We start from the raw sequence: 22,779 nt of genomic DNA on the forward strand, positions 1-22,779 counted from the left end.
CGGGAGAACGCCTGATCACGGGTGGGGGGTGGGGGTGACCTGGCCGATCGAGGTGTGGCCGTGCCGACGCAGACGGCGGGACAGCTCCCGGTGGATGCGCCACGCCCACAGTGGTCCTTCGTAGATCATGCCGGTGTACCCCTGCACGAGCGTGGCACCCGCGCGCAGCCGCTCCCACACGTCGTCCGCGTTCTCCACCCCGCCGACGGAGACGATGGTGAGGCGGTCGCCCGCCTTCTGGTGCAGTCTGCGCAGCACCTCCAGCGACCTGGCCTTCAGCGGCCGGCCCGACAGGCCCCCGGCCTCGGTGCTGGACACCCCGGCGCGGCTGATCGTGGTGTTCGTGGCGATGATCCCGGCCAGTCCCAGATCGACGGCGAGTCCGGCGACCGCGTCGACGTCCTCGTCCGCGAGGTCAGGGGCGATCTTCACGAGCAGCGGCGTCCGGCCGGCCGCCTCCCGTACGGCCGTCAGCAGCGGCCGCAGCAGCTCCACCGCCTGCAGGTCGCGCAGCCCCGGAGTGTTGGGCGAGCTCACGTTCACCACGAGGTAGTCGGCGAACGGAGCGAGCAGCCGGGCGCTCGACACGTAGTCGGCCACCGCCTCGCTCTCGGGCACCACCTTGGTCTTGCCGATGTTCACGCCGACGACGACCGGAACACCCCTGGTCCTGCGCAGCCGCCTGGCCGCCGCCCGGGCCCCCGCGTTGTTGAAGCCCATCCGGTTGATGATCGCCCGGCTCTCCGGGAGACGGAACAGCCGGGGGCGTGGGTTGCCGGGCTGGGGCCGCGCCGTGATCGTGCCGACCTCGACATGGCCGAAGCCGAAGGACGCCAGCGCCTCGAAGCACCCGGCGTCCTTGTCGAAGCCGGCGGCGAGTCCGAAGGGCGATGGGAAGTGCACGCCGAACGCCCGTACGCGCAGCGCCTCGTCGCGTGGCGCGAGCCATCCGTACAGCAACCGCTTGGCCACGGGAAGCACCGAGAGCAGGCGGAGCAGCCTGATCGTGAGGTGGTGCACGGCCTCCGCGTCGAACCGGCTCAGGACCTGCGTGAAGACGAGTCGATACATCGCGGCAAGCCTATCGCCCGCGCGCATGCGGCCGCCCCGGTCCCGGACCGTGGTGTGGGAGAGCGGTGCTCCCTCACGTCCGCGGCGGGGCCGGGGCGGCCGAGGCGGGTCGATTCCGGTGCGGCGCCGTCAGTGCTTCGCCTTCTTGCCCTCCGGGGTCACCGCGTACCACTCGCCGCTGAAGTCCTTGACGTCCTGCCCGGCCGTGTCGCCGGCCTTCTGGTCCTTGGCGTAGTAGTACAGCGGGTGCTTGTTGTAGGTGATCTGGGTGGCGCCGTCCTCGCGCTTGAGCGTGCCGAGCATGCTCGCGTTGACGCCGGTTCCCGCCTGAGGCGTCCCGAGCGTGAGCGCGGGCGGCCAGGCGGCGGCACAGGCCGCCGAGCAGGTCGACTTGTCCTTCTTGTCCTCCGTGAACAGGTAGAGGGTGCGCCCTTCCGTCCCGACCAGAATCGTGCCGAGGCTGGTCTGGGCGACGTCGACCTTCGCCGGGCCCGTCGGGGTCGCCATGACGGAAGAGGTCGGCGAGGCGGGGGTGCCGGGCTCGGGCGTCGCCGATCCGGACTCGTACGGCGTCTCGCTCGGCTCGGTGAGGTGCTCATCGGCGGCGGCGGGCTTGGCCGCGTTGGGCTCCTCGGCGCTGCCACATCCTGACGCCAGCAAGCCAATCATGATCATGCCGGCGTACAGCAGTTTCCTCATCTTCGGCCTCCAGGGAAGTTTCTGAGCACGGGTCCAAGGAGACACGCGGCGGCATGGGGCGTGCCGCCAAGACACGAAGATCTGGGACATCCCTTTACCGTCTAATGAAAGTCGCGTGATCCGTACCCGCGTCAGGTGGACGCCTGCTCGGACGCGGCCTGCTCGAATTCTGCGGGGAGCTGTGCCATCGCATGACCGAACGCGTCGCCGCCCACCGCCTCGCGCAGCGTCATCAGGACGGCCCGCACTCCGCCGCGTGTCTCCTCCACCGTCAACCCCGTGCGGCGGCTCACCCGGCGCACCAGATCACGCAGGCCGAACCGCTCGATCCTTCCGCCTACGTGCAGCGACTCCCGCAGCGGCGCCGGTAGTTCGGCCGCCAGGCAGCGGGCCTCCCCCGCGCTGAGCCGGTCCCCCAGCGTCTCGACCGTCGCGCGGGCGAGGTCAGCGGATTCCTCACGCGACAGCCCAGAACGCTCCTCCACCGTCCGGATGAACTCTTTGTACTCCACTTCGGCTCCATTCCCCATAAAAGCGGATAAATGAGCAGTTTTGGGGAAATTGCCCGCACGGCGCGGGGCCGTACGGCGGAGTGGGCACCGGCCGGCACGAAATCGGTCCGGGCGAGTCCAGCCAGGCCGGCGATCGACACGAGTTCGGCCCGGTCGAGTTCGGCCGATCCGGCCGCTGACACGAGTTCGGCCCGGACGCCGACACGTGACCGCGATCGGTGGCTCCTGCCCGCCACGACCTCGCGGCTGATGCGATGCTGGCCCTCGAACGCCGCCGGGCGGGTGCAGCCGGGCGTCGTCCTTCGGCGCGGAACGCCCCCCATCCGCCAGAGCATCCAGATCGTGCAGATCGTGCGAGAGACAAGGAGCATCCGGATGGCCGAGCGTACGCCGCTCACCCCGCCCGATCCCTCGGGTCTCGAGGCGTGGATCCGGCAGGTCCTCCGCCTGGCCGGCCCCCGGGCCTCCGCCCACATGCCCCCGCTCCCGGCAGCCGAACCGATCGACGAGCCGACCGCCGAGCCTGCCGACGACCCCGGTGCGGACTCCGCTGACGTGGCCTCAACACCGCCGCGGCGGGACCGGCCGGGAGATCTCCAGCGGAGCTGAGCCGCCCGGAAGGCGGGTCATTCCCTCCGCCCGTCGGTCAGATCGATCCACCGGATGTGCACCGGTGCTTCGGGCTCGCCGGGTGCGCCGTGCACCACCCGCTCCACCGGAGCCGTCGGATGCAGCTCTCTCCTGCGCACGCTCAGCAGCGGGAGCCCGAGCAGGAAGCAGGCCCCGCCGTTCCAGGAATCCTCCACGTGCAGGGTGCCCTCGTGCGCCTTGACGATCTCGCGGGAGATGGCCAGGCCGAGCCCCGTGCCGCCGGGGTCGAGCCTGCGGGATTCCTCCAGCCGGGTGAAGCGCTCGAAGATGCGTTCCCTGTCCTCTACCGACACCCCGTGACCGTCGTCGGCCACGGCCAGCTCAGCCGACCATCCATTGCTGCCGACCACGACCCTGATGGTGCTGATGGCGTGCCGCTGAGCGTTGTCGAGCAGGTTGCGCAGCACCCGCTGGAGCTGGGTCCGCACGCCCAGCACCCATACGTCGCTCTGGACGTCCAGCTGGACCGGGATCCGGCCGGCTCGCAGGCCGACCTCCTCCCGGGTCAGTTCTCCGAGATCCACCGGGGCGTGCCGTACGGCCCCAGGCCCCTCTTTCAGCCGGGCGAGCAGCAGCAGGTCGCTGATGATCCCCTCCAACCGCTCGATGTCACGCAGCTCCTGGCGCAGCAGCTCGTCGAGGTCGACCCGCTCCCGGCTGAGCTGCAGCTCCTCGACCTGGAGGCGCAGGGCGGTGAGAGGCGTGCGCAACTCGTGGGAGACATCGGAGGTGAACTTCCGCATCTGCCGGATCTGATCCAGCGTGGCGTTGATGCATCCGGCGAGTCTGGCGATGTCGTCCCGTCCTCGCGGCTCCTCGATGCGACCCTCGCCGCAGTGGTTGATCCGCTCCAGGGCGGCGCAGATCTCGCGTATCGGACGCAGTGTGCGCCCCACCATTGTGCGGACCGCCCAGATGGACAGCGTCACGAGCACGACCGCCTGCAGCACGAGAAGGATGTCGAGCATGCCGACGGCGGCTCCGGCGACGCGTCGCACCAGATTGCCGACCGGCGGGACCGGCTCCGGCCACACCCGCGCCATCGCGGGGAGCAGGCAGCCCTCGTCGGGATCCGGGCAGGCCCGGGTCAGCCAGAGCTGCTCCTCACCGGCCTGACCGCCCACCACGCCCAGCGGGGCCAGACTCTGGGCCGCGCTCGGCGTGCCGGTCGTCTCACCTCCCGATCTGGTCCGCCACAGGTCGCCGGACCGGCCGGTGAGACGACCGGCCGGTCCGGCGGCCTGTGGCGGCTCGACGTTCGGGCCTCGGGCCGCCACCGCTCCCGTCTCCGCCGCCGTACCGTCGGACCGGCCCGTCCGTACGCGCCGCGCCGCGGCGGGGATGGCCTCGCGACCGGATCCCCACCACGACGCCGCGTCCCTATCCCGGGTGATCTTCGCCGTCAGCAGGCCTCCCGGCAGTAGCACCGGGGCCGCCAGAAACAGGCAGAGGAGGGTAAACCAGGCATACAGTGATCGTACGCACGAGCTCACGCGCAAACCCCACATATTAAGTGCGATTACCCCATACCTGACAGGGTGCCCCTCACCTGCGCAAACGTGTGCCGACTCTTTACCGCTCCGGCCTTAGAACGGCTGAGATTCAGCCGTTCACCCGGTGGGCCAGCCTTTCGAGGCTCTCGTCGAGGGCGCCGTCGACGAAATCCGCCGAGGGGGCGAGCTCCTCGTCCAAGAAGGACAGATGGACCGTCACGTCGCTGCTGGCATCGTCGATCCCGGCCACCTGGAGCCACCCGGCGTACCGGTCGTCGTCCCGGGTGCCCCACTCCATGCGGAGCCGGTCACGCTCGGTCCGCAGCAGCGCACGCTCGTCCCGTCCGCCGGCGTCCTCGTGGACCATCACGGCGGGCGGCTCCTCGGGCCGTACATGCAGGTCGCGCGGCAGCCAGTCGCCGAGCTCGTCGATGTCGCACGCGCTCTCGAAAACCTGCTCGGCCGGGGCCGCGATCCTGCGGGAGCGTTCGAACTCGCTCATTTCTCCTCCCTCGTTCCTTCTCAGCCTCACGCCCTACCCGGGCTCGCCCGGGGAAACGCCGGTGGCAGGAAACGCGGACCGGCCGGATCAGTCGGCTTCGGCCAGCCAGAGGTCGGGACCGAACACCTCATAGTTGATCCGCGACGCGGGCACGCCGCGCGTGATCAGGCCGGTGCGCACGCTCCGCATGAACGGCAGCGGCCCGCACAGGTAGGCGACCACGCCTTCCGGCAGGTCGACGCCGGTGAGGTCCATCAGGCCAGCCCGGGGCTCGGGACCGGCGGGAACGCCGCCGGGGACGGCGTCCACCCGCTCGTACCAGAGATGCAGTACGGCCCCGGGCAGCGTCCCGACCAGACGGATGAGCTCGTCGCGGTGCGCGTGGTCGGCCGCGCCGCGGTCGGCATGGGCGACGATCACCTGGCGGGTGGACCCGACGGCGGCGAGGTGGCCGACCATCGAGAGCATCGGGGTGACGCCGATGCCCGCCGAGGCCAGCAGCAGCGGCTCGTCGCCGTCGGCGAGGGTCATCTCACCGAAGGGGGCCGAGACCACCAGCTCGTCGCCGACCTCGACATCGGTGTGCAGCCGGTTGGACACCTCGCCGTCCGGCCCGGCGTCGCCGTACACCCGCTTGACCGTGATGCGCCAGTCGTCCCGGCCGGGGGCGGACGACAGGCTGTACTGGCGGATCTGCCGGGCTCCGTCCGGCAGGGGGACGGCGACGCTGACGTACTGCCCCGGCCGGAAGGACAGCGGAGACTCGGGCCGCAACGTGAGGGAGATCACGTCGCGCGTCTCGCGCTGCCGTTCGAGCACCCGCGCCCGCAGCCAGACCCGTCCGATCCCGCGGCGCGTCTCGCGGTAGAGGCGGGTCTCCAGGTTGATCAGCGCCTCGGCCATGAGCCAGTAGACCTCGTCCCAGCCGGCGGTGACGTCAGGGGTGACGGCCTCGCCGAGCACCTCGCCGATGGCGCCGAACAGATATTTGTGGACGATGTTGTACTGCTCGGGGGTGACGCCCAGCGAGACGTGCTTGTGCGCGATCCTGGCGAGCATGACGTCGGGCCGCTCGCCGGGGTTGTTCACCAGCATCGCGGCGAAGGCGACGATCGAGCCTGCCAGGGCCCTGCGCTGCTCGCCGTTGGCCTGGTTGCCCCGGTTGAACAGGTCGCGCAGCAGCTCAGGATTGTCGGCGAACATGTCGTCGTAGAAGGTGGCGGTGATCTGCTCGATGGCGTCGCCGACGACCGGCAGGGTCGCGCGGACGACCGCGGCCGAGTCCGGGGAGAGCATCCGTCCTCCGAAGGCTAGTAGGTGATCTTCCCTTGCTTTGATCAGACGTGGGATCCCGTACGGCGTGGAGGGTTCGCCATGGCTCGACCGCCGCAGTTATGAAAACTAACAAGGCGACGCTTTGGTCTCGTTTTTGGGCGGTTTAACCAGGGCGAGGGGGTGGCTTGGTACCATGCCCCGCCATCCGTGGGCATCGGAGCGGTCGCCGCCTCCCGGATGTGGAGGGCCGAGGCCGGTCCACGTAGGGTCCGATATATGAGCGATCACTACGATCTCGTTGTCCTCGGCGCGGGCCCCGGCGGTTACGTCGCGGCCATCCGGGCCGCCCAGCTCGGGCTCAGCACGGCGATCGTCGAAGAGCGCTACTGGGGCGGGGTCTGCCTCAACGTGGGCTGCATCCCCTCGAAGGCGCTGCTGCACAACGCCGAGCTCGTCCATCTGCTCACCCACGACGCCAAGATGTTCGGCATCGGCGTCGAGGGCAGCCTGACCTTCGACTACGGCGAGGCGTTCCGGCGTAGTCGCAAGGTCGCGGACGGGCGCGTCAAGGGCGTGCACTACCTGATGAAGAAGAACGGGATCACCGAGTATCAGGGCCTCGGCGTCTTCACCGATCCGCACACCCTGCGGGTGGCGGACTCCGGCGGGGGCGAACGCACCGTCACCTTCGACCACTGCATCATCGCGGCCGGTGCGACGACCCGCCTCCTGCCCGGCACCTCGGTGACCGAGCGGGTCGTGACGTACGAGGAGCAGATCCTCGCCGAGAAGCTGCCGGAGAGCATCGTCATCGCCGGAGCCGGCGCCATCGGGGTCGAGTTCGCGTACGTGCTGAACAGCTACGGCGTCAAGGTGACGATCGTGGAGTTCCTCGACCGTGTGGTACCGCTCGAGGACGCGGAGGTGTCGGCCGAGTTGGCGCGGCGCTACAAGCGGCTCGGCATCGAAGTGCTGACGTCAACCCGGGTCGAGTCCATCGACGACTCGGGGGAAAAGGTGCGGGTGACGGTGTCACGTGACGGCGCCACCTCGGTTCTGGAGGCGGACAAGGTCATGCAGGCCATCGGGTTCCAGCCGCGGGTGGAGGGGTACGGCCTCGACCGGACCGGCGTACGGCTCACCGACCGGGGCGCCATCGACGTCGACGCGCGGTGCCGTACGAACGTGCCGCACATCTTCGCGATCGGGGACGTGACGGCCAAGCTCATGCTCGCCCACGCGGCCGAGGCCATGGGCATCGTCGCCGCTGAGACGATCGCAGACGCCGAGACGATGGAGCTCGACTACGTCATGATTCCTCGGGCGACCTTCTGCCGGCCGCAGATCGCGAGCTTCGGATACACCGAGGCGCAGGCGCGCGAACGCGGCTTCGACGTCAAGGTCGCCAAATTCCCGTTCAGCGCGAACGGCAAGGCCCACGGTCTGGGCGACACAACGGGGTTCGTCAAGATCCTCAGCGACGCCGAGCACGGCGAGCTGCTCGGCGCCCATCTGATCGGCCCAGACGTCACCGAGCTGCTGCCCGAGCTGACCCTGGCGCAGCAGTGGGATCTGACCGTCAACGAGGTGGCGCGCAACGTCCACGCCCACCCCACGCTGAGCGAGGCGGTCAAGGAGGCCGTCCACGGTCTCGCGGGCCACATGATCAATATGTGAGCGAGGGGCTCACCCGAATTCCACCGGGATCTCACCTGGCGATCTCAACGGGCTGCGGTTGCGGCGGCGGCTATCGTCAGACCGCGGGCATCGCCTGCATGCCGTTCGGGTTCAGGTTGCCCTCGAACCGGATGCCGCCGATGGTCGTCGCCCGCTCGCTGCCCGCGTTCTGCTCCGCCCACTTCTGCGCCTTCTTACGCAGCTTGGGCTGGGCGGCCAGCACCGCGTCGGCCATCGTGGCGGCGAGGCTCTCGCACGCCTCGGTGTGGAGGCCGAGCCAGCAGGTCGCCTCCACCAGCTTGATCTTGTCGTCTGCGTCGTACTCGATGTCGACGTGCATATCGCCCCGGTCGTCCGGGGGCTCGCACTTGATCTGCGCCTTGGCCCGGCTGTAGAGGTCCTCCACCTTGGGGTCCTTGGTGCACTTCCACTTGTTCGCGGTCTTCATCCAGTCATCGACGATCATGGAGAGGGTCACGCCGGGCAGATACTGCGCGTCGGCGTCGGGAAACTTCTCCGCGAAAGCGGGCACGACGTTCTCACCCCTCGGCTGGGTCGTCGCCAGTCCGACGACACCGCCGATGACGCCGCCCAGCACCAGGGCCGCGACCGCCACACCGATGGTCGTCAGCACGAACCCCGACCTCGACCTGGGCGGACGGGGTGTGCCGCCACCCGGCGGGACGGGATATCCGGGCGGCGCCTGGAATCCCTGCCGCTGGAATCCGGGCTGCCCGGGAGGTCCGTACTGCGGCGGAGGCGGCGGGTACGGCGGGCCGGGTGGCTGCTGTTGCCGAGGTTGCTGCTGAGGTTGCTGTTGCTGAGGTTGCTGTTGCTGAGGTTGCTGTTGCTGAGGTTGCTGTTGCTGAGGTTGCTGTTGCTGAGGCCGTCCGGTGGCGGAGCCGGGAGGCGGCGGCTGCACCGGCCGCCAGGCCGTGCCGTCCCACCAGAACCTGCCGTCGGGTGAGTAAGGTCCGGGTCGCGCGGCCATCGTCATTTCTCCTGAATGGTGAACTCGACGCTTTCCGCCTCAGGGCGTTGTAAGACGTACTCGTAGTCGCCGATGGTGGCCTTGGTGTCCTTGTTGTTCTCGATTTGCTGGGCTATCCAGCCCTCGATCTCCTTCGTCAAGACGGGATCGTCACGGAACGGCAGGGCGCCGAACCACGACAGATAGGAGAGCCCGGTGCCGGCCAGCGCCTTGTCGTCCATTCGCTGGAGCCTGACGGAAATCGAATAGACGTAGTCCCCGGAGGTCTGCAACCAGAGGTCGAAATACACCCGGCCGATCACCATGTCGCAGTGCCACGACGAGCTTTTGTCCTCGCACATGTGTCCCCGGTCCTGCAACGCCCCGACCAGGGTGTCGACCTTGAGCCCGGGAATGCAGCCATGTGACCTGCCGCAGTCCTGCGTCATCTGATCGCCGCGATAGTCGCGCGCGAGCGCGTACGCGCCGCCGCCGGCGGCCAGGAAGACCACCAGGCCGACCAGAAGAGCCACGAGCCCGCGCCGGGGGCGGCCACCGCCGGGCGCGGGATCGGATGCCGTGCCCGGAATCGAGGGGCCCGCCGCCGAAGGCGGCCGACCGGGCGGCGGCCCGGACGGGTTTCCAGAGGGTGGCCCGGACGGCTGCCCCATGGGCGGCCCGGGGGGCGTCATCGACATCTCACGCTCCATTCCGGACGAAGCTGTTCCAACGGCTCCGGAAGGAGGCACTGCTCATCCCGAGGACGTCCCTGCTGATCCCGTCGAAGACCGGGAGCCGCATGAAGGGCATGTCGAGGGAGTCGGGGTGCTCGATGATCCTGGCATAGAGCTCCACCGCGGCGGCCCGCCCCTTGAGCCGCTCGGCCAGGCTGAACACCGTCGAGCCCAGGCAGTAGTTGAAGTCGATGTCACGGCCGTAGAACGTCTTCGTCGCGGGGGTGGCCCCGCGGAACCTGCCTGCTCGGACTCCGGCGGCCACGGCGGACCTGATCCTGGCCACCGACGCGGCGTTGCCGATGGTCTCCGTATAACGGGCGAACCCTTCGATCGCCCAGGTCGGAGGGTTGTAGTCTCCCCCGATGGTCAGCGTCGCGCGTGCGGTGACCGCGTGGGTCAGCTCATGCCTGATCGTGAGCGCGGGGTCGCTGCCGAACGCCTGATGACCTCGCAGGTTCACCACGATCCGGGAGGCGGCGTACTCGTTGCCGTAGACCATGCCATTCTTCCGGACGCCCAGCTCCCGTGCCTGAAAGCCGAGGATGTCCGGAAGGAAGTTCTCGGCCGCGCCGAAATCGAACCACTGCTTGACGTTGGCCAGGTCCCGGGTGAAGAAGAGGACGTGACCGGGATAGCTGAGGCGGTCGCCCCACAGCCCCTCGACCAGGCGCAGTTCCTTCTCCGTGACGGCGGCGTAGCGGTCCAGATCGGTGACGCTCTCATCTCCGACCAGCCAGACCTTTTCTCCCACCTTCACGACGTGCAGTTTGTCGGTGTTCCACGGCGCGTAGGCCAGCGGACCGTCCAGGTGCAGCTTCTTGTAGTTCTTCCGAGTCGCCCCAACGATCTCCGTCACCACGAACCCGCCGCTCTTCTCACGCAGGGTGTAGAGAAACGTCTCGGCCGGGGCGACGTCACCGGGGCCGGCGTCAGCGGTGAGCTTGGTGATCCGGATCACCGGCCGGAACTGGATGTCCCCGCCTTCGCCCTCGGACCGCTCCGTGGCGCGCTCGGTGATGAAGCGGATCTCCGCGAGATCGAACTGGCGCAGATTGTCGAAGATGAACTTCTCGCGCTGGATCAGCTTCGTGTTGGCCTGGTCCAGGTCGGCCAGATAGCCCTTCTCGTCCTTTTCCATCAGCGCCTTGGCGCGGCGTTCGAGGATCTCCCACAGGTGCTTCTCGTTGGACCCGTAGGAGTCGTAGTCCTCGCTTTGGATGGTGGGCCGGCGGGAGTCACTGCAGCCGGTGACCAGAAGCCCCCCGGCCAGCAGCACCGCCCTTCTCGACCAGCGGGCATGGGTCATGTCGCGCAGATTGTTTGGCTCTGACACCTTTCCCCCGGGCAGCGAAGATTCATGGTCAACCGGGCTGACACGACGACCCCCGCCGCATCGGCGAAGCCGGGATGCGCACCCGGCAGGAGAGCGGCACAAGAGAGCGGACCCCCCAGGGACCACCTACTCGTGGACGAACTCCGCCTCTCGACGATCGATTATCGCAAGGATCTTCCCGAAGCGTAAGCAGATCCCCCAAAATACGCATGATCGCCCAAGTTGCACCGTTCCAGAACCTTTCACATCCCACATCCGGATGACACCGACCATGGGATGAACCTCGAAGTGGAATCTGGCAGCGAAATGACAAAAATCCGCTTTTTGTCGCGCCGATTCCCTTTCGGGCGGTGTGCGGCGCGATCCGCCGGCTGCTGACGGCCCACGACCCCTACCCCGCCGTGGTCGTGGACCGGAATTGGGACCTGATCGACGCCAATGCCGGGATCGGAGTGCTCAGCGAGGGCATCGATCCCGACCTGCTGACCAACGTGCTGCGGGCCGGCCTCCACCCCGAGGGGCTCGCCCCGCACATCGTCAACCTCGGCGAGTGGCGTGCGCACCTGCTCGGCCGGATCAAGCGGCAGATCGCGGTCACGGACGACCCCCGGCTCGGCGAACTGTACGCGGAACTGCGCGACTATCCCTGCGACCAGCCGGAACCCGAGGTGGACCAGCCGGGCCCCGGCACCGTCTTCGTCCCGCTGCGGGTCTCGCGTGCCGGGCGAAAGCTGTCGGTCTTCAAGCATGGTCGCGACCTTCGGAACGCCGCTCGACATCACGGTCTCCGAGCCGGCCATCGAATCCTTCTATCCCGCCGACGCCGCGACCGCGGCCTTCCTGCACGGCGGCGAAGACCCCGTACGCTGACCCACCCCGTGTTTTGGTATCTTGCCAACGGTGCGTCGGCAAGTTGGGCGCTCGTCAATCCCCGTGAATTCCCTCCCGTGGAGGAGTGCCATGTTCCTGGCCTGGCGCGAGCTGGTCTTCGCCCGCGCACGTTTCGGCCTGATGGGTGGAGTCGTCGCACTCATCGCGATCCTCGTCGTGCTGCTGTCCGGGCTCTCCTCCGGACTCGTCAACGACGGCGTCTCCGGGCTCCAGCGGCTGCCCGTCACCGCGTTCGCCTTCGCCGAAGGCACCAAGACCGACTCCGCCTTCTCCCGCAGCACCGTCGACGTGAGCAAGGCCGAGGCGTGGAAGAGCCGCGACGACGTCGGCGACGCCGCGCCGTTCGGCAACATGCTGGTCAACGCCAAGGCCACGACCGCCGCCGGCACCCAGGTGCCGATCGACCTGGCCCTGTTCGGCGTCGACCCCGGCTCCTTCCTCGCGCCCGCCGTCTCCGACGGTGCCGGGCTCGGCTCCCCAGACGGGATCGTGGTCAGCCAGACCGTTCTGGACGAGGGCGTCGCCATCGGTGACACCGTCGTCATCGACCGCCTGGGTACCCGGCTCAAAGTCGTCGGCACCACGGGCGACCAGCGCACCTTCGGGCATGTCGACGTGGCGTACCTGCCCTTGCGCACCTGGCAACAGATGCACGCCGGCGCCGGGCCTGGCGACGAGGTGCGTGACGGGGCGTATGAGGAGGCCACGGCCATCGCCCTGCTCGCCCGGGACGGAAGCCGGATCGACCTGCCCGCCGGCGACGCGGCGGTGGGCACCACGAGCATGACGCTCAAGGAGTCCTTCAGCGCCTCCCCCGGATACTCCGCCGAGACCTCCACGCTCACGCTCATCCAGGTCTTCCTGTACGCCATCTCCGCGCTCGTCGTCGGAACCTTCTTCACCGTGGCGACGATCCAGCGCAAGCACGAACTCGCCGTCATCCGGGCCATGGGCGCCTCGACCGGTTACCTCATGCGGGACACGATGATCCAGGCGACCATCATCCTGGCCGTCTCCACCGCCGTGGGCTTCCTGACCGGGGTGGGCGGCGGCACGCTGCTCACCGGCACTCCCATCCCCTTCGCCCTGGAGATGGGCCCGCTCATCTTCGCCGCCCTGCTCCTCATCGGCCTCGGCCTCGCCGGCGCCGCGGCGGCCGTGGGCCGCATCGTCCGCGTCGATCCGCTCGCAGCCCTGGGAGGGCAGAGATGACCACCAGCTCCACATCCCCGCACCCGGACTCTCGCCGGGCCGGCGCCAAGGAACGTGGCGGTCTGCTGGTGGAGGGCGTCACCCTGGCCCTCGGCGACGGCGACGCCACGGTCACCGCGCTCGATGACGTCGACCTCGCCGTGGCGCCCGGCGAGTTCGTCGCCATCGTCGGGCCGTCCGGCTCCGGCAAATCGAGCCTGCTCGCCGTCGCCGGCGCGCTCACCACGCCCGACACCGGCCGGGTCCTGCTCGACGGCATCGACATCTCCCGGGCGAGCGCCCGCGAGAAGGCGCGCCATCGCCGTGAAAAGATCGGGTTCGTCTTCCAGTCCGGCAACCTCATCCCGGCCCTCACCGCGCTCGACCAACTCCGCTTCGCGCTCGATGTGGCGGGCAAACGCGCGAGTGACGGTCACGATCCGCGAGAGCTGCTCGACCGGGTCGGCATGGGACACCGCGCCGGGCACCGCCCTCACCAGCTGTCCGGCGGCGAGAGGCAGCGCGTGGGCATCGCCCGCGCACTCATCACCCGTCCGACCGTACTGCTGGTGGACGAGCCGACGGCCGCGCTCGACCGCGCTCGCAGCGATGACATCGTCAAGTTGCTCGCGCACGAGACGCACGAGTCCGCTGTCGCGACGATCATGGTCACCCACGATCACGACGTACTCGGCCACTGCGACCGGGTCCTGTCGATGGTGGATGGGAGACTGTCGGAGTAGACCGACGATGGTGGAGGAGGGCTGGTGCCACGCATTCAGGCGCCGACCGTCGCCGAGCATCGGGCCGCCCAGCACCGAGCGCTGCTCGACGCGGCGAGGGAGATCCTCGCGGAGACCGGCCGGCCACCGACGCTGACCCGGGTCGCGGCGCGCGCCGGGCTGGCCCGGCCCAGCCTCTACCAGTACTTCCGGTCACCGGAAGATCTGCTCATCGCGGTGGTGGAGGACGTCTTCCCCCGCTGGTCGGCCCGGGTCGCCGCCGCGATGGACGCCGCCGCGACCCCCGCCGACCGCGTGCTCGCCTACGTGCTGACCAACTTCGAGCTCATCACCGAGGGCGAGCACGCGCTGGCCACCGTCCTCGCGAAGGTCGCGCCGGGCGACGCCGTCGCCGAGCAGACCCACGCCATGCACCGGCAGCTCCTTGAGCCGCTCGTCGAGGCGCTGCGCCAGCTCGGCGTCCCCACGGTGCCCGAGACTGCAGAGATGATCAACGCCATCGTGTTCGCCGGGTCCCGGCTGATCGAGTCCGGCACTGACCTACAGACCACCTGGGAGTCGGCACGGGCCCTGCTGGAGCCGTTCGTGCACGCCTCGGGCAAGACGACATCCTGAGCGTGCCTCTCCTCCCCACTGAGACGGGGCGGCACTCCCACGACAGGCTGGTTCTGAGCGTAGTAGTCGGTCTCGTGTTCGATAGTACGGCAGCAGCCATCGCTAGCTGACCAGGGAATAGGCCCGGTGTAGGCGTGCACGCTGAAGGTCTGGGCGGCTGGATCGAACAGGGTGTGGAGAACTCCGGCCAGGGCATACCCCTGAATGCGTTCAAGGCTCCTGGCATGGGCAAGTACGAGTTCAACCTTGCGAACCTCTACATCTACTTCTGGCGCTGGGCTACGTGGAAGGTATTCGACGCCCACCCAGAGCAACCCGCGGGCATCGTCGCGTTCATCACGACTTCGGGCTACACAACCGGCCCGGGCTTCGCCGACATGCGCGAGTACCTGCGCCGGACAGCCGACGAAGGATGGATCACCGATTTGTCACCCGAGGGACATCAACCCGACGTGCCCACAAGGGTTGTCCCTGGCGTGCAGCAATCGCTGTGCATCGGCATCTTCGCCCGGTACGGTGCAGGAAACCGCGAGACGCCCGCACTGATTCACCATGTCAGCCTGTCGGGTCGCCGCTCGGAGAAGTTCGCCCGGCTCGCTGATCTCGCACTTGATGACACGGCATGGCTTGTGTGCGGGACCGGTTGGCCGGACCGGTTCCAACCCGCCGAAGGGGCAGAGTGGCTCAGCTATTCGCTACTGGGTAACCTTCTGCCATGGTCCTTGACCGGATTCAATCCGAACCGGAACTGGGTAATTGCACCAAGCCCGGATATCCTGCAATTCCGGTAGCAACGGCTCATCCTGGCAAGCGCTGAGAACCGCCAGCCAAGGACGGGCGGATTATGTTACGTGATCAGATCACCACGCACACCTGTCCTGTGCCCGCTGATGGACCAATAACGGATCACACAGAACGACATATCCGTCTCGCGAGAAGACTTCGCGGTATCCGCGTCGTCGCAGTCGTTCCACGTCTGCGGCTTGGTCCTGAATCGAATCGAAGTGCGGTTGTCTCTCCTCGAGGTCGGCGAGAATCCACGGCGCACGCGCGGGGCGTTCGGCCGTCTTCGCGGCCCAGGCCACAACCTTTGTCCGGGCCGAGATGTTGGGGCCCAGGGCGTTGGCCGCTTCCACGAGGACACCGTCCGGAATCCGGCGTACAGCCTCACTGGCCGCTGCGAATCGGGGACCGGCCTTGTACCAGCTCGGTATGAACAGATTCCCGAAGGCGAAGAGCGGCACCATGCCCACCGCCGCAACCGTCGCGACAATGGTCCAGGACGGGACGAACTTTTCAAGTCCCTGCCCTTGCACTGCCCGGCGGAGCCGTAACGCACCGTCGACCGCGGCGCAGAAGAGAGCCATCACGATCGCGGCGTTGTAGTGGTAACGCGTCCCCCACCAACCGGCGGCACCGGGATCGGTGGCGAGCATGCGTTCGGCCAGCAAGGCGGCGGGTGCCAGGACGTACGGTGACAGCAACGGGAGGAAAAGCAGTGGCGCGAAGAGCAGTAAGACCGTCCACAATTTGGTGTCCGGCGTAGAAAGCACGCTAAGGACCTCCTGAGGCCGAGTCACAATGTGGGTGATCGCCTCAATGGGATTCCCGCCCCACCCGCTGTAGTACCAGTAACGGCTAGAGTCTCCGCCGATGGCCGGGATGATCACATAACTGGTCAGCCACAGAAACCCCACTCCTCCGACCATCATCACGGTCCCCACGCGGCGCCGTCCGCGGACGAAGAGAAGGCCAGTCCCGAGACCGGCGACCAAGACCGCAAGGTCTTCCTTGACCATGAGCAGAGCGACTGCCGCCAGCAGCACCTGCCATTGACGCCCTGCCTGCAGTCTTTCGAACAGGACTGCAGTGATCAGCGGTACGAAGGCGTACTCATGGAAATGAAAGCTCACCGCCTCAGCGATGGGCCAGGACAGGGCATAGGCAATGGTCAGCGGATATGCGGCTCTTGCGCCGAGCGCACGCCTGACGTAGGTCCATAAGGGCACCACTGCCAGGGCGAAAAGGGCGGCCTGCGCCACGATGAGCGTCTCTGGGCCGTCATGGATCCAGTATAGCGGGGCCAACAACGCGAGGATCGGCGAGAAGTGATCTCCTAGCAGGGAGAATGCCGATCCGAGTTCCTGCCAGTTCCCCTTCGTGAACGAGAGGGGCGGGCCGAAGTTCGCATACCCTCGTACACCCTGGTCGAAGATGACCAGATCATAGATTCCTGTCCGATATGTGTAGAACTTGACTAGACCGAACAGTGAGTAGCCCAGGAAGGCTATTACGGTAATGGTTCCCACCGCATAGCCGTGATGCAGATCAACAGGAGATCGACGCGAAAACATGGGGCAGATCATGCCATAATTTCTGGTGTCGGGTTGACATCCGTCAGCAATGAGGGCAGCAACCTCGACCGGGACAGTGACGACAAGCTTGAACCATGAGGGGGCCTGCAAGTCCCGGCTACCGATGGACTACTGGCATATAGGCACGATGGCTGCACTGCCACCTTTCAAATAGCTCGGCAGCCATCAATGACGTCAACGCATTATTTCCTGGCGTGCGCTTGCGATCACCTTTAAAAATCGGACGAATCGCAGCCGAAACGTTCCTAGCAAAAGAGCACAAGTGTTAGGCGCTTAGCATCCGAACTCATCCTCACAGGGAAAAGGTTGGGTGCGCCGTTGGATTCAGCGCACCCAACCTTAGGGAAATCAGTACCTGCGCATAGTGTGGGCCGTGGAGGCCATCCCAGTCGGGCAGTAGGCGCTGAGTCCGGTCCGGTCACCGAACGCCTTGGCGCCCGCACTCCAGTACCAGGTCCCGTTGGCGCACTTCACGCCGACCTGGTACTTCTGCGGGCCGGTGCCGTCGCACCAACCGGTAGCCACTCGGGGTACGCGGCGGTGGAACCGCTGTTCGTAGAGGAACTCTCGCTGATCGAGGCAGACGGCGAGCTTGATTACGACGCTTGGGAAGCGGTGTACGCACGCGTCAGCGATCAGGTGGAGTTAATCGCTCCGGATGGCCGGCCCGTGACGGACTTTCTCCCGCACATCAGCGGTCAGGACGCGTGGTTCCGCTGGAGCGACGTCCCGTTGGAGGAGCAGTAGGCCGCGGTCAGGCGGCGGCGTGCTCATCGGGGCCGAGGGCAGTGGGGAAGGCGGTGGCTTCGTCGTAGGTCTGGCCGGTGGTCAAGCAGTGGTGGACAATGCCGAGCATGCGGTTGAACAGGTTGCGTTGCGCAGCGGCGTGGCGGTCGCCGTGTTCTCGTCGGCGCCGGTAGTGGGCGAGCGCGCCGGGTGAGGCGGTCAGCAAGCAAACGCCCACTGGTAGCCAAGGGAGGCCAGGCGCTGGTTCTTGGCCCGGCGGTTGAAGACGGCGTGGCTCTTGCCGGAGGCGCGGGTCACGGGGGCGCTGCCCGCGTAGCACTTCAGGGCACGGGCGTCGGGAAACCGGGAACGGTCATCGCCGAGTTCGCCCAGCAGGCGGGCGCCGAGCATGGTGCCCAGGCCAGGGAAGCTCGCGATGATCTGCGCGTCCGGGTGCTGCTCGAACGCCTCGACCGTCGCGGCGGCCAACTCCTCACAGCTGGCGATGGCGGCGTTGAACTGGCGTAGCAGGGCCAGCGCTTGACGGCCGAATGCCCATTCCACCGCTGCCGGCTGGCGCATCTGCGACGCCTGGAACAGGGCATACAGGCGCTGAGCGGTGGTGGTGACGGAACGCTGACGCCCAGCCTTGATCAGCAGGTCACCGATCTGCTCGGTGGTCAAGGCCGCGGCGGCGGCCGGTCATCGGATGAGGAACAGCAAACAATCAATGGTCGATATTCGAGCCGCGCTGGCAGGTCAGGGGATTCGACTCGTTCCCCAAGACCTCGACAGCTTGGAGGAAACCCGCCCGGTGTACCTGATCGGGGCCACCCCCTTGAACGGAGTTACACGGAGGTGTGGCAGGAGGCCCGCACGCTCGCCCTCACCCCCACCCAGGTGGCCTCTCCCCTGGCCCCCGGCCGTACGACCTCCGGCACGCGGCCCATGCTTGATCACCTCTGGCGTCCAGACATCAGGTACGGCAGCAGCCAGGCGTGGAGCCGTTCACACTCGGCGATCACCTGTCGATGTGCAGCCATCTTGTCTTCTAGCGCACCGAGGACATCGGAGACCAGTGCTTGGACGTCGCCGGGGGCGACCACGAAAGGGAGGTCACCGAGCACCTTGGTGCTGAGGCTGGGGATAGTGGAATACCGGGCGTGGATGCGGATCCAGTCGCGGGTCTGCGGATGGGCCAGGTAGCGCAGCACGTATCCGGGGTCGACGGGACGGGTCAGGCGCAGCCTCAGGCAAGAGGTGCCGAGAATCCAGCCGTCCTGATCAGCCCCGATGGCAGCCGCCCGGCCCAGGTCGCCAGTCCGCACGCACACCAGGTCTCCGGCCCGCACCCGGTAGCGGTGGAGTCCAGTCGCGGCCTGTGTGGCAACTGCTCGCGCCGCCTCCTGAGCCACCGAGAACCAGCTGATCTCGGTGGGCGACAGGACAGGCACGCCGGGCTCCCCGGGGGGCAGCAGCGAGGGAGTGAGGTTGGAGGGGCCCGCCTGGATAGCGGCAATCTCGCGCAACGGAATCCGCGGCCACTCCTCGGGGAAGGTCTCGATCACGACCCGCCTCCAATGATCCTGCTCAGCTGTTCGAGTGCCCGAGCATCGGCCAGATGAGCCGCATGCTCGGCCCGCTTCAGGGTGTTCAACCGGTCGGTCAGGGTGTCGGGCACCGGTGTGGAGTGCCGGGTAATGTAGCGGGCGGGCGTCAGGTCATAGTCCATGTCCCGGATCTCGGCGAGGGAGACGACCCTGACCCGATCACTCGGCTCGGTGGACCGGAGCAGCGAAATGTCCTCCTCGCTGAGGGTACGGCGAGAGCCGTCGACACGGTGGCCAAGGTCAGTTCCGTCCACAATCACGACGTCCCTAGCGGCCGTTCCGCGGCGCAGCATCCACAGGGTCACTGCGATGCCGGTGTAGGGAGCGAAAAGGCCGACAGGCAGCGCGATGACGCGCTCGACGGCTCCGGCCTCGACCATGGCGGCTCTCAGATCGCGTTCGGCACCGGATCGGAAGGTGGTGCCGTTCGGCATGAGGATGGCCGCACGTCCGCCCGGTGCGAGCTGCTCGTAGGCGTCGCACAGCCACGCGAAGTCGGCGTTCGCCGCAGGGATGCGTCCAAAGCGCGAATCGCGAGGCGCGTCGAGTCGGCGTGCGAACGGAGGGTTGGCCAAGATGGCGGAGAATTTCCTCAAGGGATCTGGTCGGGGGTCTGGGTCCTCGGTGATGTCCGCGTGAATTCCCTGGAGAGCCAGCATGGCCCGTGTCGTAGCGGCGGATCGGCTCCACAGCGCGTTTCCTCGGACCCTGTCTCCAGCCACCTCTGCGGCACGCGCCAGCACACTGCCGGCTCCGCAGCTGGGATCGAAAACTTCTTCGCCGGACTTGACTTCCGTGACCGACAGCATCAGGCCGACGACCGGGCGGGGAGTGAAGTACTCACCCTTCATCCAGGGGGCATGCTCGGACAATGCCTCCAGGAGGCTGTCGGTCAGCGCCGCCCATCCGGCGTTGTCTCGCGGCGGCCACAGGTCGTTCAGGGCGGCGAACAGCAGATGAACGGCGGGCGCGGCTCCCGGTTGCAGGGCGACGGACGGGAGGTTTTTGGCACGCAGGAAGGAAGCCAGTGCCTCGATCGGACCGGTCGCGGCCCTTTCGGTGAGCGCGGCCCAGGCACGCGGATCTCGCAGCCGCGTCGCCACCAGCTCTACCAGGACCCCGGGTGCGTCTGCCAGGCTCTGGAATTCGGGCGACCTAAGTAGCCTGGCCCATAGGCCTGTCAACTGTTCGACGGCCGGGTCACTCGTGCCCGACGCGGTGGCGTGATGGGCGAGGTCGCCCGAGGTGGCGGTCACTGCTCCACTGGGGAAGGACGGTGGACGGGCGATTCCACGCGCGTCCAACCAGGCCGCGATCTCCTCTGCGCGGAAGAGCGTTCGCCCCTCCTGTTCGACCGGCCGGGGGAAGGTCTCGGGGTGACGGCGACGCCAGTTACTGACCGCGGCGCGGCTGACGTCCAGTGCCCGTGCGATCTCGGACAGGGAGAGGAGATGCACACTGCCCCCTACAGACGGGGGGCGAGCAGACCCGCACAGACGTCGCCGCGCCGGGACAGGGCCTCGGCGACCCGGTCCATCTGCGGGAGCAATCCGGCGGCCTCCGGTTCGAGGTAGCCGAGCATGCGGCAGAGCTTGGCGTAGTCGGCGGCGAGGTCGCGGGTGTGGACGGGCTCGTGGTGCATGATTCGATTACGGAACAGGACGAGGGACAGCAGTCCATCGTGCAGATCCCGGCGTGTCTCCGGGCAGTCGCGGAAGGCTGCGTGCAAGGCCGGGACCCACAGGTGCCGGTCGTAGCGGCGACTGATGAGGGAAACCCAGAAGCCGAAGGTCAGTTCGGCGACCATGTCGTCAGGCACGACGAGGCGGCGGGAGCCGACGTTGGCAACGGCGTATTCGGCGGCCTTACGGACCTGCCGCTCGCTGTGCGGGGTCAGCGGTGCGGCTTCCCACCAGTCGGGACGGCCGAACTTGGCAGTGAGGGCCCGGTGGAAGACGTTGCGCAGGGAGACCTCAAGGAAGTGCAGCGGACCGTAGAACGCGGCGGCGACCTCCAGGTTCCAGTAGTACAGACGCTCGGCCTGCGCGGCATCGGCCCTGGAACAGCGCAGGTAGGGGGCCAGGCGGGGCTCGGAGAGCGCCCGGCGCATCCACTGCGGTAGTTCGGCGTCCAAGAGATCCTCCTCGGCAGGTTCGGCCAGACCGTGACGTGGTAACGTGAAAACGTAAGCCCCGGGCCCGCCTCTGCTCAGAGCAGCATGCCGCCCGGGGCACGGCCTTTTCTGGGCTGGACTCGATCCCGTAGCCGAAAGAGTAAGCCCTACAACTCAGTAGCACAAGTGCATCAGAAATACTCATAGCGTGTTAACAGTCGCCGAGGTGGCGAACTCGCCCGGAGGATTGGCAGGTCACCTTGGGCGGGCACTAGCGAACAGACGCGCTCAATCTGCGGCACAAGCGTCCTGTGTGCCCCATCCGTCCATCCGCCGTTCCTTTGCCTAGCACTCCAGCCGTAGATCGGGATCTTGCTGGTAGGCGGGCGTAGAGACGCGGACGGACACCGCGATCATCGAGTGTTGTGCTGACAATCAAAGATCGTGCGGTGGCCGCAGACGACAGCGTAGCGGGCTCGCGGTGGCAGTCGATGTTCGATGAGCTCACCAGCCGGATCGCTGGGAGGTTCTCCCGTATAGAGCCGCGACGGCGCGCTCGGGGGGCCAGTTCGCGTCCGGGGAGATGGTGTGCGGCTGATCAAGCCCTGCGGTTGGTGCGGGTGAGATCGATGTGACAAGGGACGGCCACTCCGTAATCCTTCGATTCACATCAACACGAAGGGGACGAAGTGGCCGTCAATGACATTGTGCCCGCTGCCAGGGACTACCTCGAAGACACCCTGGCCGCAGCGAGCCCGGACCTGCTGCGCACGGTGATCCGGGAGTTCGCGCAGCGGATGATGGACGCCGAGGTCGAACAGCTCTGCGGGGCCGGCTACGGCGAGGTGACCGACCAGCGGATCAACACCCGCAACGGCTACCGCAATCGGCCGTGGGACACCCAAATAAGGCTCTTGAAACCCCCGTAGGCAGTAGACCCCGCAATTCCAGCACCGACCCATTCAGCAACCTACAGAATTACCGAGTAGCCAGAGGCGCTAGCTCCCCAGTTGAAATCATCTTGCCGAAACTCCAGCACATAAGGTACCCGCTCCCCCTCTTGCCAGGTAAAGCGATCAAGCTCAGAGAGGAGCCAATCACGCGTCCAAGCGGGGCCCGTAAGGTCAGGATCATGAAACTCAGCGCCCCATACCTCATCAGCAGGAACCACAGGGCTCTTGGTGAGATGTACCTCAACCCTCATCGAATTCACGCTGTCCTGGAGCGGAGCCTCCATCTGAGACAAAGAAGCAACATCGATCTCAATTGTGGAGGGAGAGTAGCGCCAGGTAGGGACAGTTTGGAGAGCGTTGCTGTCACTGGAGATCAAAAACGCCCCGGAGCTTGGTTGCTCGGGGCGTCTTGGCTGTTCACGTGTGGTGGTCAGGGGCAGGGTCGAACTGCCGACCTTCCGCTTTTCAGGCGGACGCTCGTACCAACTGAGCTACCTGACCTCGGCGGTTCCGCCGTACGCGGTCCTGACGGGACTTGAACCCGCGACCTCCACCTTGACAGGGTGGCGAGCACTCCAAACTGCTCTACAGGACCTCTATGTCCGGAAGACTTCGCTTCCGTGTTGTTCGGCTTGCCTAGCC

General features: G+C 67.3%; 24 protein-coding genes, 2 tRNA genes and 3 pseudogenes. 10 read left to right on the plus strand and 19 right to left on the minus strand.

Annotated features, from left to right (window positions below; genetic code table 11):
- Positions 1 to 15: 15 nt before the first annotated feature.
- The 3 genes from ACQP1K_RS25905 to ACQP1K_RS25915 form a co-directional block, all read right to left on the minus strand.
- Positions 16 to 1,071, minus strand: a complete 1,056-nt coding sequence (locus ACQP1K_RS25905) for a quinone-dependent dihydroorotate dehydrogenase (protein ID WP_433498293.1) — start codon at positions 1,069 to 1,071, stop codon at positions 16 to 18.
- A 129-nt stretch (positions 1,072 to 1,200) separates the two neighbouring features.
- Complete coding sequence (locus ACQP1K_RS25910) at positions 1,201 to 1,770, minus strand: COG4315 family predicted lipoprotein (RefSeq protein WP_433498294.1); 570 nt, start codon at positions 1,768 to 1,770, stop codon at positions 1,201 to 1,203.
- 131 nt (positions 1,771 to 1,901) lie between these two features.
- Complete coding sequence (locus tag ACQP1K_RS25915; RefSeq protein WP_433498295.1) at positions 1,902 to 2,282, minus strand: DUF2267 domain-containing protein; 381 nt, start codon at positions 2,280 to 2,282, stop codon at positions 1,902 to 1,904.
- 375 nt (positions 2,283 to 2,657) lie between these two features.
- Here ACQP1K_RS25915 and ACQP1K_RS25920 point away from each other — a divergent pair, with 375 nt between their 5' ends.
- A complete protein-coding gene (locus tag ACQP1K_RS25920; protein WP_433498296.1) occupies positions 2,658 to 2,891 on the plus strand; it encodes a hypothetical protein in 234 nt (77 codons plus the stop codon).
- A gap of 17 nt (positions 2,892 to 2,908) precedes the next feature.
- On the opposite strand, the gene ACQP1K_RS25925 is transcribed toward ACQP1K_RS25920, so the two are convergent.
- The 3 genes from ACQP1K_RS25925 to ACQP1K_RS25935 form a co-directional block, all read right to left on the minus strand.
- A complete protein-coding gene (locus ACQP1K_RS25925; RefSeq protein ID WP_433498297.1) occupies positions 2,909 to 4,441 on the minus strand; it encodes a sensor histidine kinase in 1,533 nt (510 codons plus the stop codon).
- Positions 4,442 to 4,535: 94 nt separating this feature from the next.
- Complete coding sequence (locus tag ACQP1K_RS25930; protein WP_433498298.1) at positions 4,536 to 4,928, minus strand: SRPBCC family protein; 393 nt, start codon at positions 4,926 to 4,928, stop codon at positions 4,536 to 4,538.
- A gap of 87 nt (positions 4,929 to 5,015) precedes the next feature.
- Positions 5,016 to 6,224, minus strand: a complete 1,209-nt coding sequence (locus tag ACQP1K_RS25935) for a globin domain-containing protein (protein ID WP_433498299.1) — start codon at positions 6,222 to 6,224, stop codon at positions 5,016 to 5,018.
- Positions 6,225 to 6,479: 255 nt separating this feature from the next.
- Here ACQP1K_RS25935 and lpdA point away from each other — a divergent pair, with 255 nt between their 5' ends.
- Positions 6,480 to 7,880 carry a dihydrolipoyl dehydrogenase gene (lpdA, locus tag ACQP1K_RS25940; RefSeq protein ID WP_433498300.1) on the plus strand — a complete coding sequence of 467 codons (1,401 nt, stop codon included), beginning with the start codon at positions 6,480 to 6,482 and terminating at the stop codon, positions 7,878 to 7,880.
- A gap of 76 nt (positions 7,881 to 7,956) precedes the next feature.
- On the opposite strand, the gene ACQP1K_RS25945 is transcribed toward lpdA, so the two are convergent.
- The 4 genes and pseudogenes from ACQP1K_RS25945 to ACQP1K_RS25960 all read right to left on the minus strand — a co-directional run bounded on the left by ACQP1K_RS25945 (position 7,957) and on the right by ACQP1K_RS25960 (position 10,893).
- Entirely contained in the window at positions 7,957 to 8,514 is a 558-nt protein-coding gene (locus ACQP1K_RS25945; protein ID WP_433498301.1) for a hypothetical protein, read from the minus strand.
- Positions 8,508 to 8,753: pseudogene (locus ACQP1K_RS25950) on the minus strand (pentapeptide repeat-containing protein); the annotation flags it as partial. The pseudogene ACQP1K_RS25950 and the gene ACQP1K_RS25945, both read right to left, overlap by 7 nt.
- 120 nt (positions 8,754 to 8,873) lie before the next feature.
- A complete protein-coding gene (locus ACQP1K_RS25955) occupies positions 8,874 to 9,383 on the minus strand; it encodes a hypothetical protein (protein ID WP_433498302.1) in 510 nt (169 codons plus the stop codon).
- A gap of 166 nt (positions 9,384 to 9,549) precedes the next feature.
- Positions 9,550 to 10,893, minus strand: coding sequence for a hypothetical protein (locus ACQP1K_RS25960; protein ID WP_433498303.1), 1,344 nt, complete (start codon positions 10,891 to 10,893; stop codon positions 9,550 to 9,552).
- A 434-nt stretch (positions 10,894 to 11,327) separates the two neighbouring features.
- Here ACQP1K_RS25960 and ACQP1K_RS25965 point away from each other — a divergent pair.
- From ACQP1K_RS25965 to ACQP1K_RS25990, 6 genes and pseudogenes are all read left to right on the plus strand, one after another.
- A pseudogene (locus tag ACQP1K_RS25965) lies at positions 11,328 to 11,501 on the plus strand (transcriptional regulator); the annotation flags it as partial.
- A gap of 166 nt (positions 11,502 to 11,667) precedes the next feature.
- The gene (locus ACQP1K_RS25970; RefSeq protein WP_433498304.1) at positions 11,668 to 11,790 is read left to right on the plus strand and encodes a hypothetical protein; all 123 of its coding nucleotides are present in this window, start codon (positions 11,668 to 11,670) and stop codon (positions 11,788 to 11,790) included.
- A gap of 90 nt (positions 11,791 to 11,880) precedes the next feature.
- A complete protein-coding gene (locus ACQP1K_RS25975; protein ID WP_433498305.1) occupies positions 11,881 to 13,023 on the plus strand; it encodes an ABC transporter permease in 1,143 nt (380 codons plus the stop codon).
- On the plus strand, positions 13,020 to 13,745 hold the full coding sequence (locus ACQP1K_RS25980) for an ABC transporter ATP-binding protein (RefSeq protein WP_433498306.1): 726 nt from the start codon (positions 13,020 to 13,022) through the stop codon (positions 13,743 to 13,745). The genes ACQP1K_RS25975 and ACQP1K_RS25980 overlap by 4 nt, the downstream gene beginning before the upstream one ends.
- Before the next feature lie 24 nt (positions 13,746 to 13,769).
- A complete protein-coding gene (locus ACQP1K_RS25985) occupies positions 13,770 to 14,360 on the plus strand; it encodes a TetR/AcrR family transcriptional regulator (RefSeq protein ID WP_433498307.1) in 591 nt (196 codons plus the stop codon).
- Positions 14,361 to 14,494: 134 nt separating this feature from the next.
- On the plus strand, positions 14,495 to 15,151 hold the full coding sequence (locus tag ACQP1K_RS25990; RefSeq protein WP_433498308.1) for a hypothetical protein: 657 nt from the start codon (positions 14,495 to 14,497) through the stop codon (positions 15,149 to 15,151).
- Between the two features lie 69 nt (positions 15,152 to 15,220).
- Here ACQP1K_RS25990 and ACQP1K_RS25995 read toward each other — a convergent pair whose 3' ends face one another.
- Together ACQP1K_RS25995 and ACQP1K_RS26000 are read right to left on the minus strand one after the other, a co-directional pair.
- A complete protein-coding gene (locus tag ACQP1K_RS25995) occupies positions 15,221 to 16,726 on the minus strand; it encodes a DUF2079 domain-containing protein (protein WP_433498309.1) in 1,506 nt (501 codons plus the stop codon).
- A 357-nt stretch (positions 16,727 to 17,083) separates the two neighbouring features.
- A complete protein-coding gene (locus tag ACQP1K_RS26000) occupies positions 17,084 to 17,260 on the minus strand; it encodes a hypothetical protein (protein ID WP_433498310.1) in 177 nt (58 codons plus the stop codon).
- Positions 17,261 to 17,275: 15 nt separating this feature from the next.
- Between ACQP1K_RS26000 and ACQP1K_RS26005 the strand changes: the two genes are divergently transcribed.
- Positions 17,276 to 17,482 (plus strand): hypothetical protein, encoded by a 207-nt coding sequence (locus ACQP1K_RS26005; RefSeq protein ID WP_433498311.1) that lies wholly within the window; start codon positions 17,276 to 17,278, stop codon positions 17,480 to 17,482.
- 7 nt (positions 17,483 to 17,489) lie between these two features.
- On the opposite strand, the gene ACQP1K_RS26010 is transcribed toward ACQP1K_RS26005, so the two are convergent.
- The 5 genes from ACQP1K_RS26010 to ACQP1K_RS26030 all read right to left on the minus strand — a co-directional run bounded on the left by ACQP1K_RS26010 (position 17,490) and on the right by ACQP1K_RS26030 (position 21,205).
- Positions 17,490 to 17,699 (minus strand): hypothetical protein, encoded by a 210-nt coding sequence (locus ACQP1K_RS26010; RefSeq protein ID WP_433498312.1) that lies wholly within the window; start codon positions 17,697 to 17,699, stop codon positions 17,490 to 17,492.
- On the minus strand, positions 17,681 to 18,145 hold the full coding sequence (locus ACQP1K_RS26015; protein WP_433498313.1) for a transposase: 465 nt from the start codon (positions 18,143 to 18,145) through the stop codon (positions 17,681 to 17,683). Before ACQP1K_RS26015 ends, ACQP1K_RS26010 begins: the two co-directional genes overlap by 19 nt.
- 272 nt (positions 18,146 to 18,417) lie before the next feature.
- A complete protein-coding gene (locus ACQP1K_RS26020; protein WP_433498314.1) occupies positions 18,418 to 19,029 on the minus strand; it encodes a hypothetical protein in 612 nt (203 codons plus the stop codon).
- A complete protein-coding gene (locus ACQP1K_RS26025; RefSeq protein ID WP_433498315.1) occupies positions 19,026 to 20,528 on the minus strand; it encodes an N-6 DNA methylase in 1,503 nt (500 codons plus the stop codon). The genes ACQP1K_RS26020 and ACQP1K_RS26025 overlap by 4 nt, the downstream gene beginning before the upstream one ends.
- An 8-nt stretch (positions 20,529 to 20,536) precedes the next feature.
- Positions 20,537 to 21,205 (minus strand): hypothetical protein, encoded by a 669-nt coding sequence (locus ACQP1K_RS26030; RefSeq protein ID WP_433498316.1) that lies wholly within the window; start codon positions 21,203 to 21,205, stop codon positions 20,537 to 20,539.
- A gap of 683 nt (positions 21,206 to 21,888) precedes the next feature.
- On the opposite strand from ACQP1K_RS26030, the pseudogene ACQP1K_RS26035 reads away from it, so the two are divergent.
- Positions 21,889 to 22,089: pseudogene (locus ACQP1K_RS26035) on the plus strand (transposase); the annotation flags it as partial.
- Between the two features lie 472 nt (positions 22,090 to 22,561).
- Here ACQP1K_RS26035 and ACQP1K_RS26040 read toward each other — a convergent pair.
- Together ACQP1K_RS26040 and ACQP1K_RS26045 are read right to left on the minus strand one after the other, a co-directional pair.
- Positions 22,562 to 22,638: transfer RNA gene (locus tag ACQP1K_RS26040), tRNA-Phe, on the minus strand.
- Positions 22,639 to 22,657: 19 nt separating this feature from the next.
- Positions 22,658 to 22,732: transfer RNA gene (locus tag ACQP1K_RS26045), tRNA-Asp, on the minus strand.
- Between the last annotated feature and the right edge of the window lie 47 nt (positions 22,733 to 22,779).

Origin of the sequence: Sphaerimonospora sp. CA-214678 (genome assembly GCF_050942215.1) — a bacterium.
In the GTDB taxonomy this organism is placed as follows: Bacteria; Actinomycetota; Actinomycetes; order Streptosporangiales; family Streptosporangiaceae; genus Sphaerimonospora.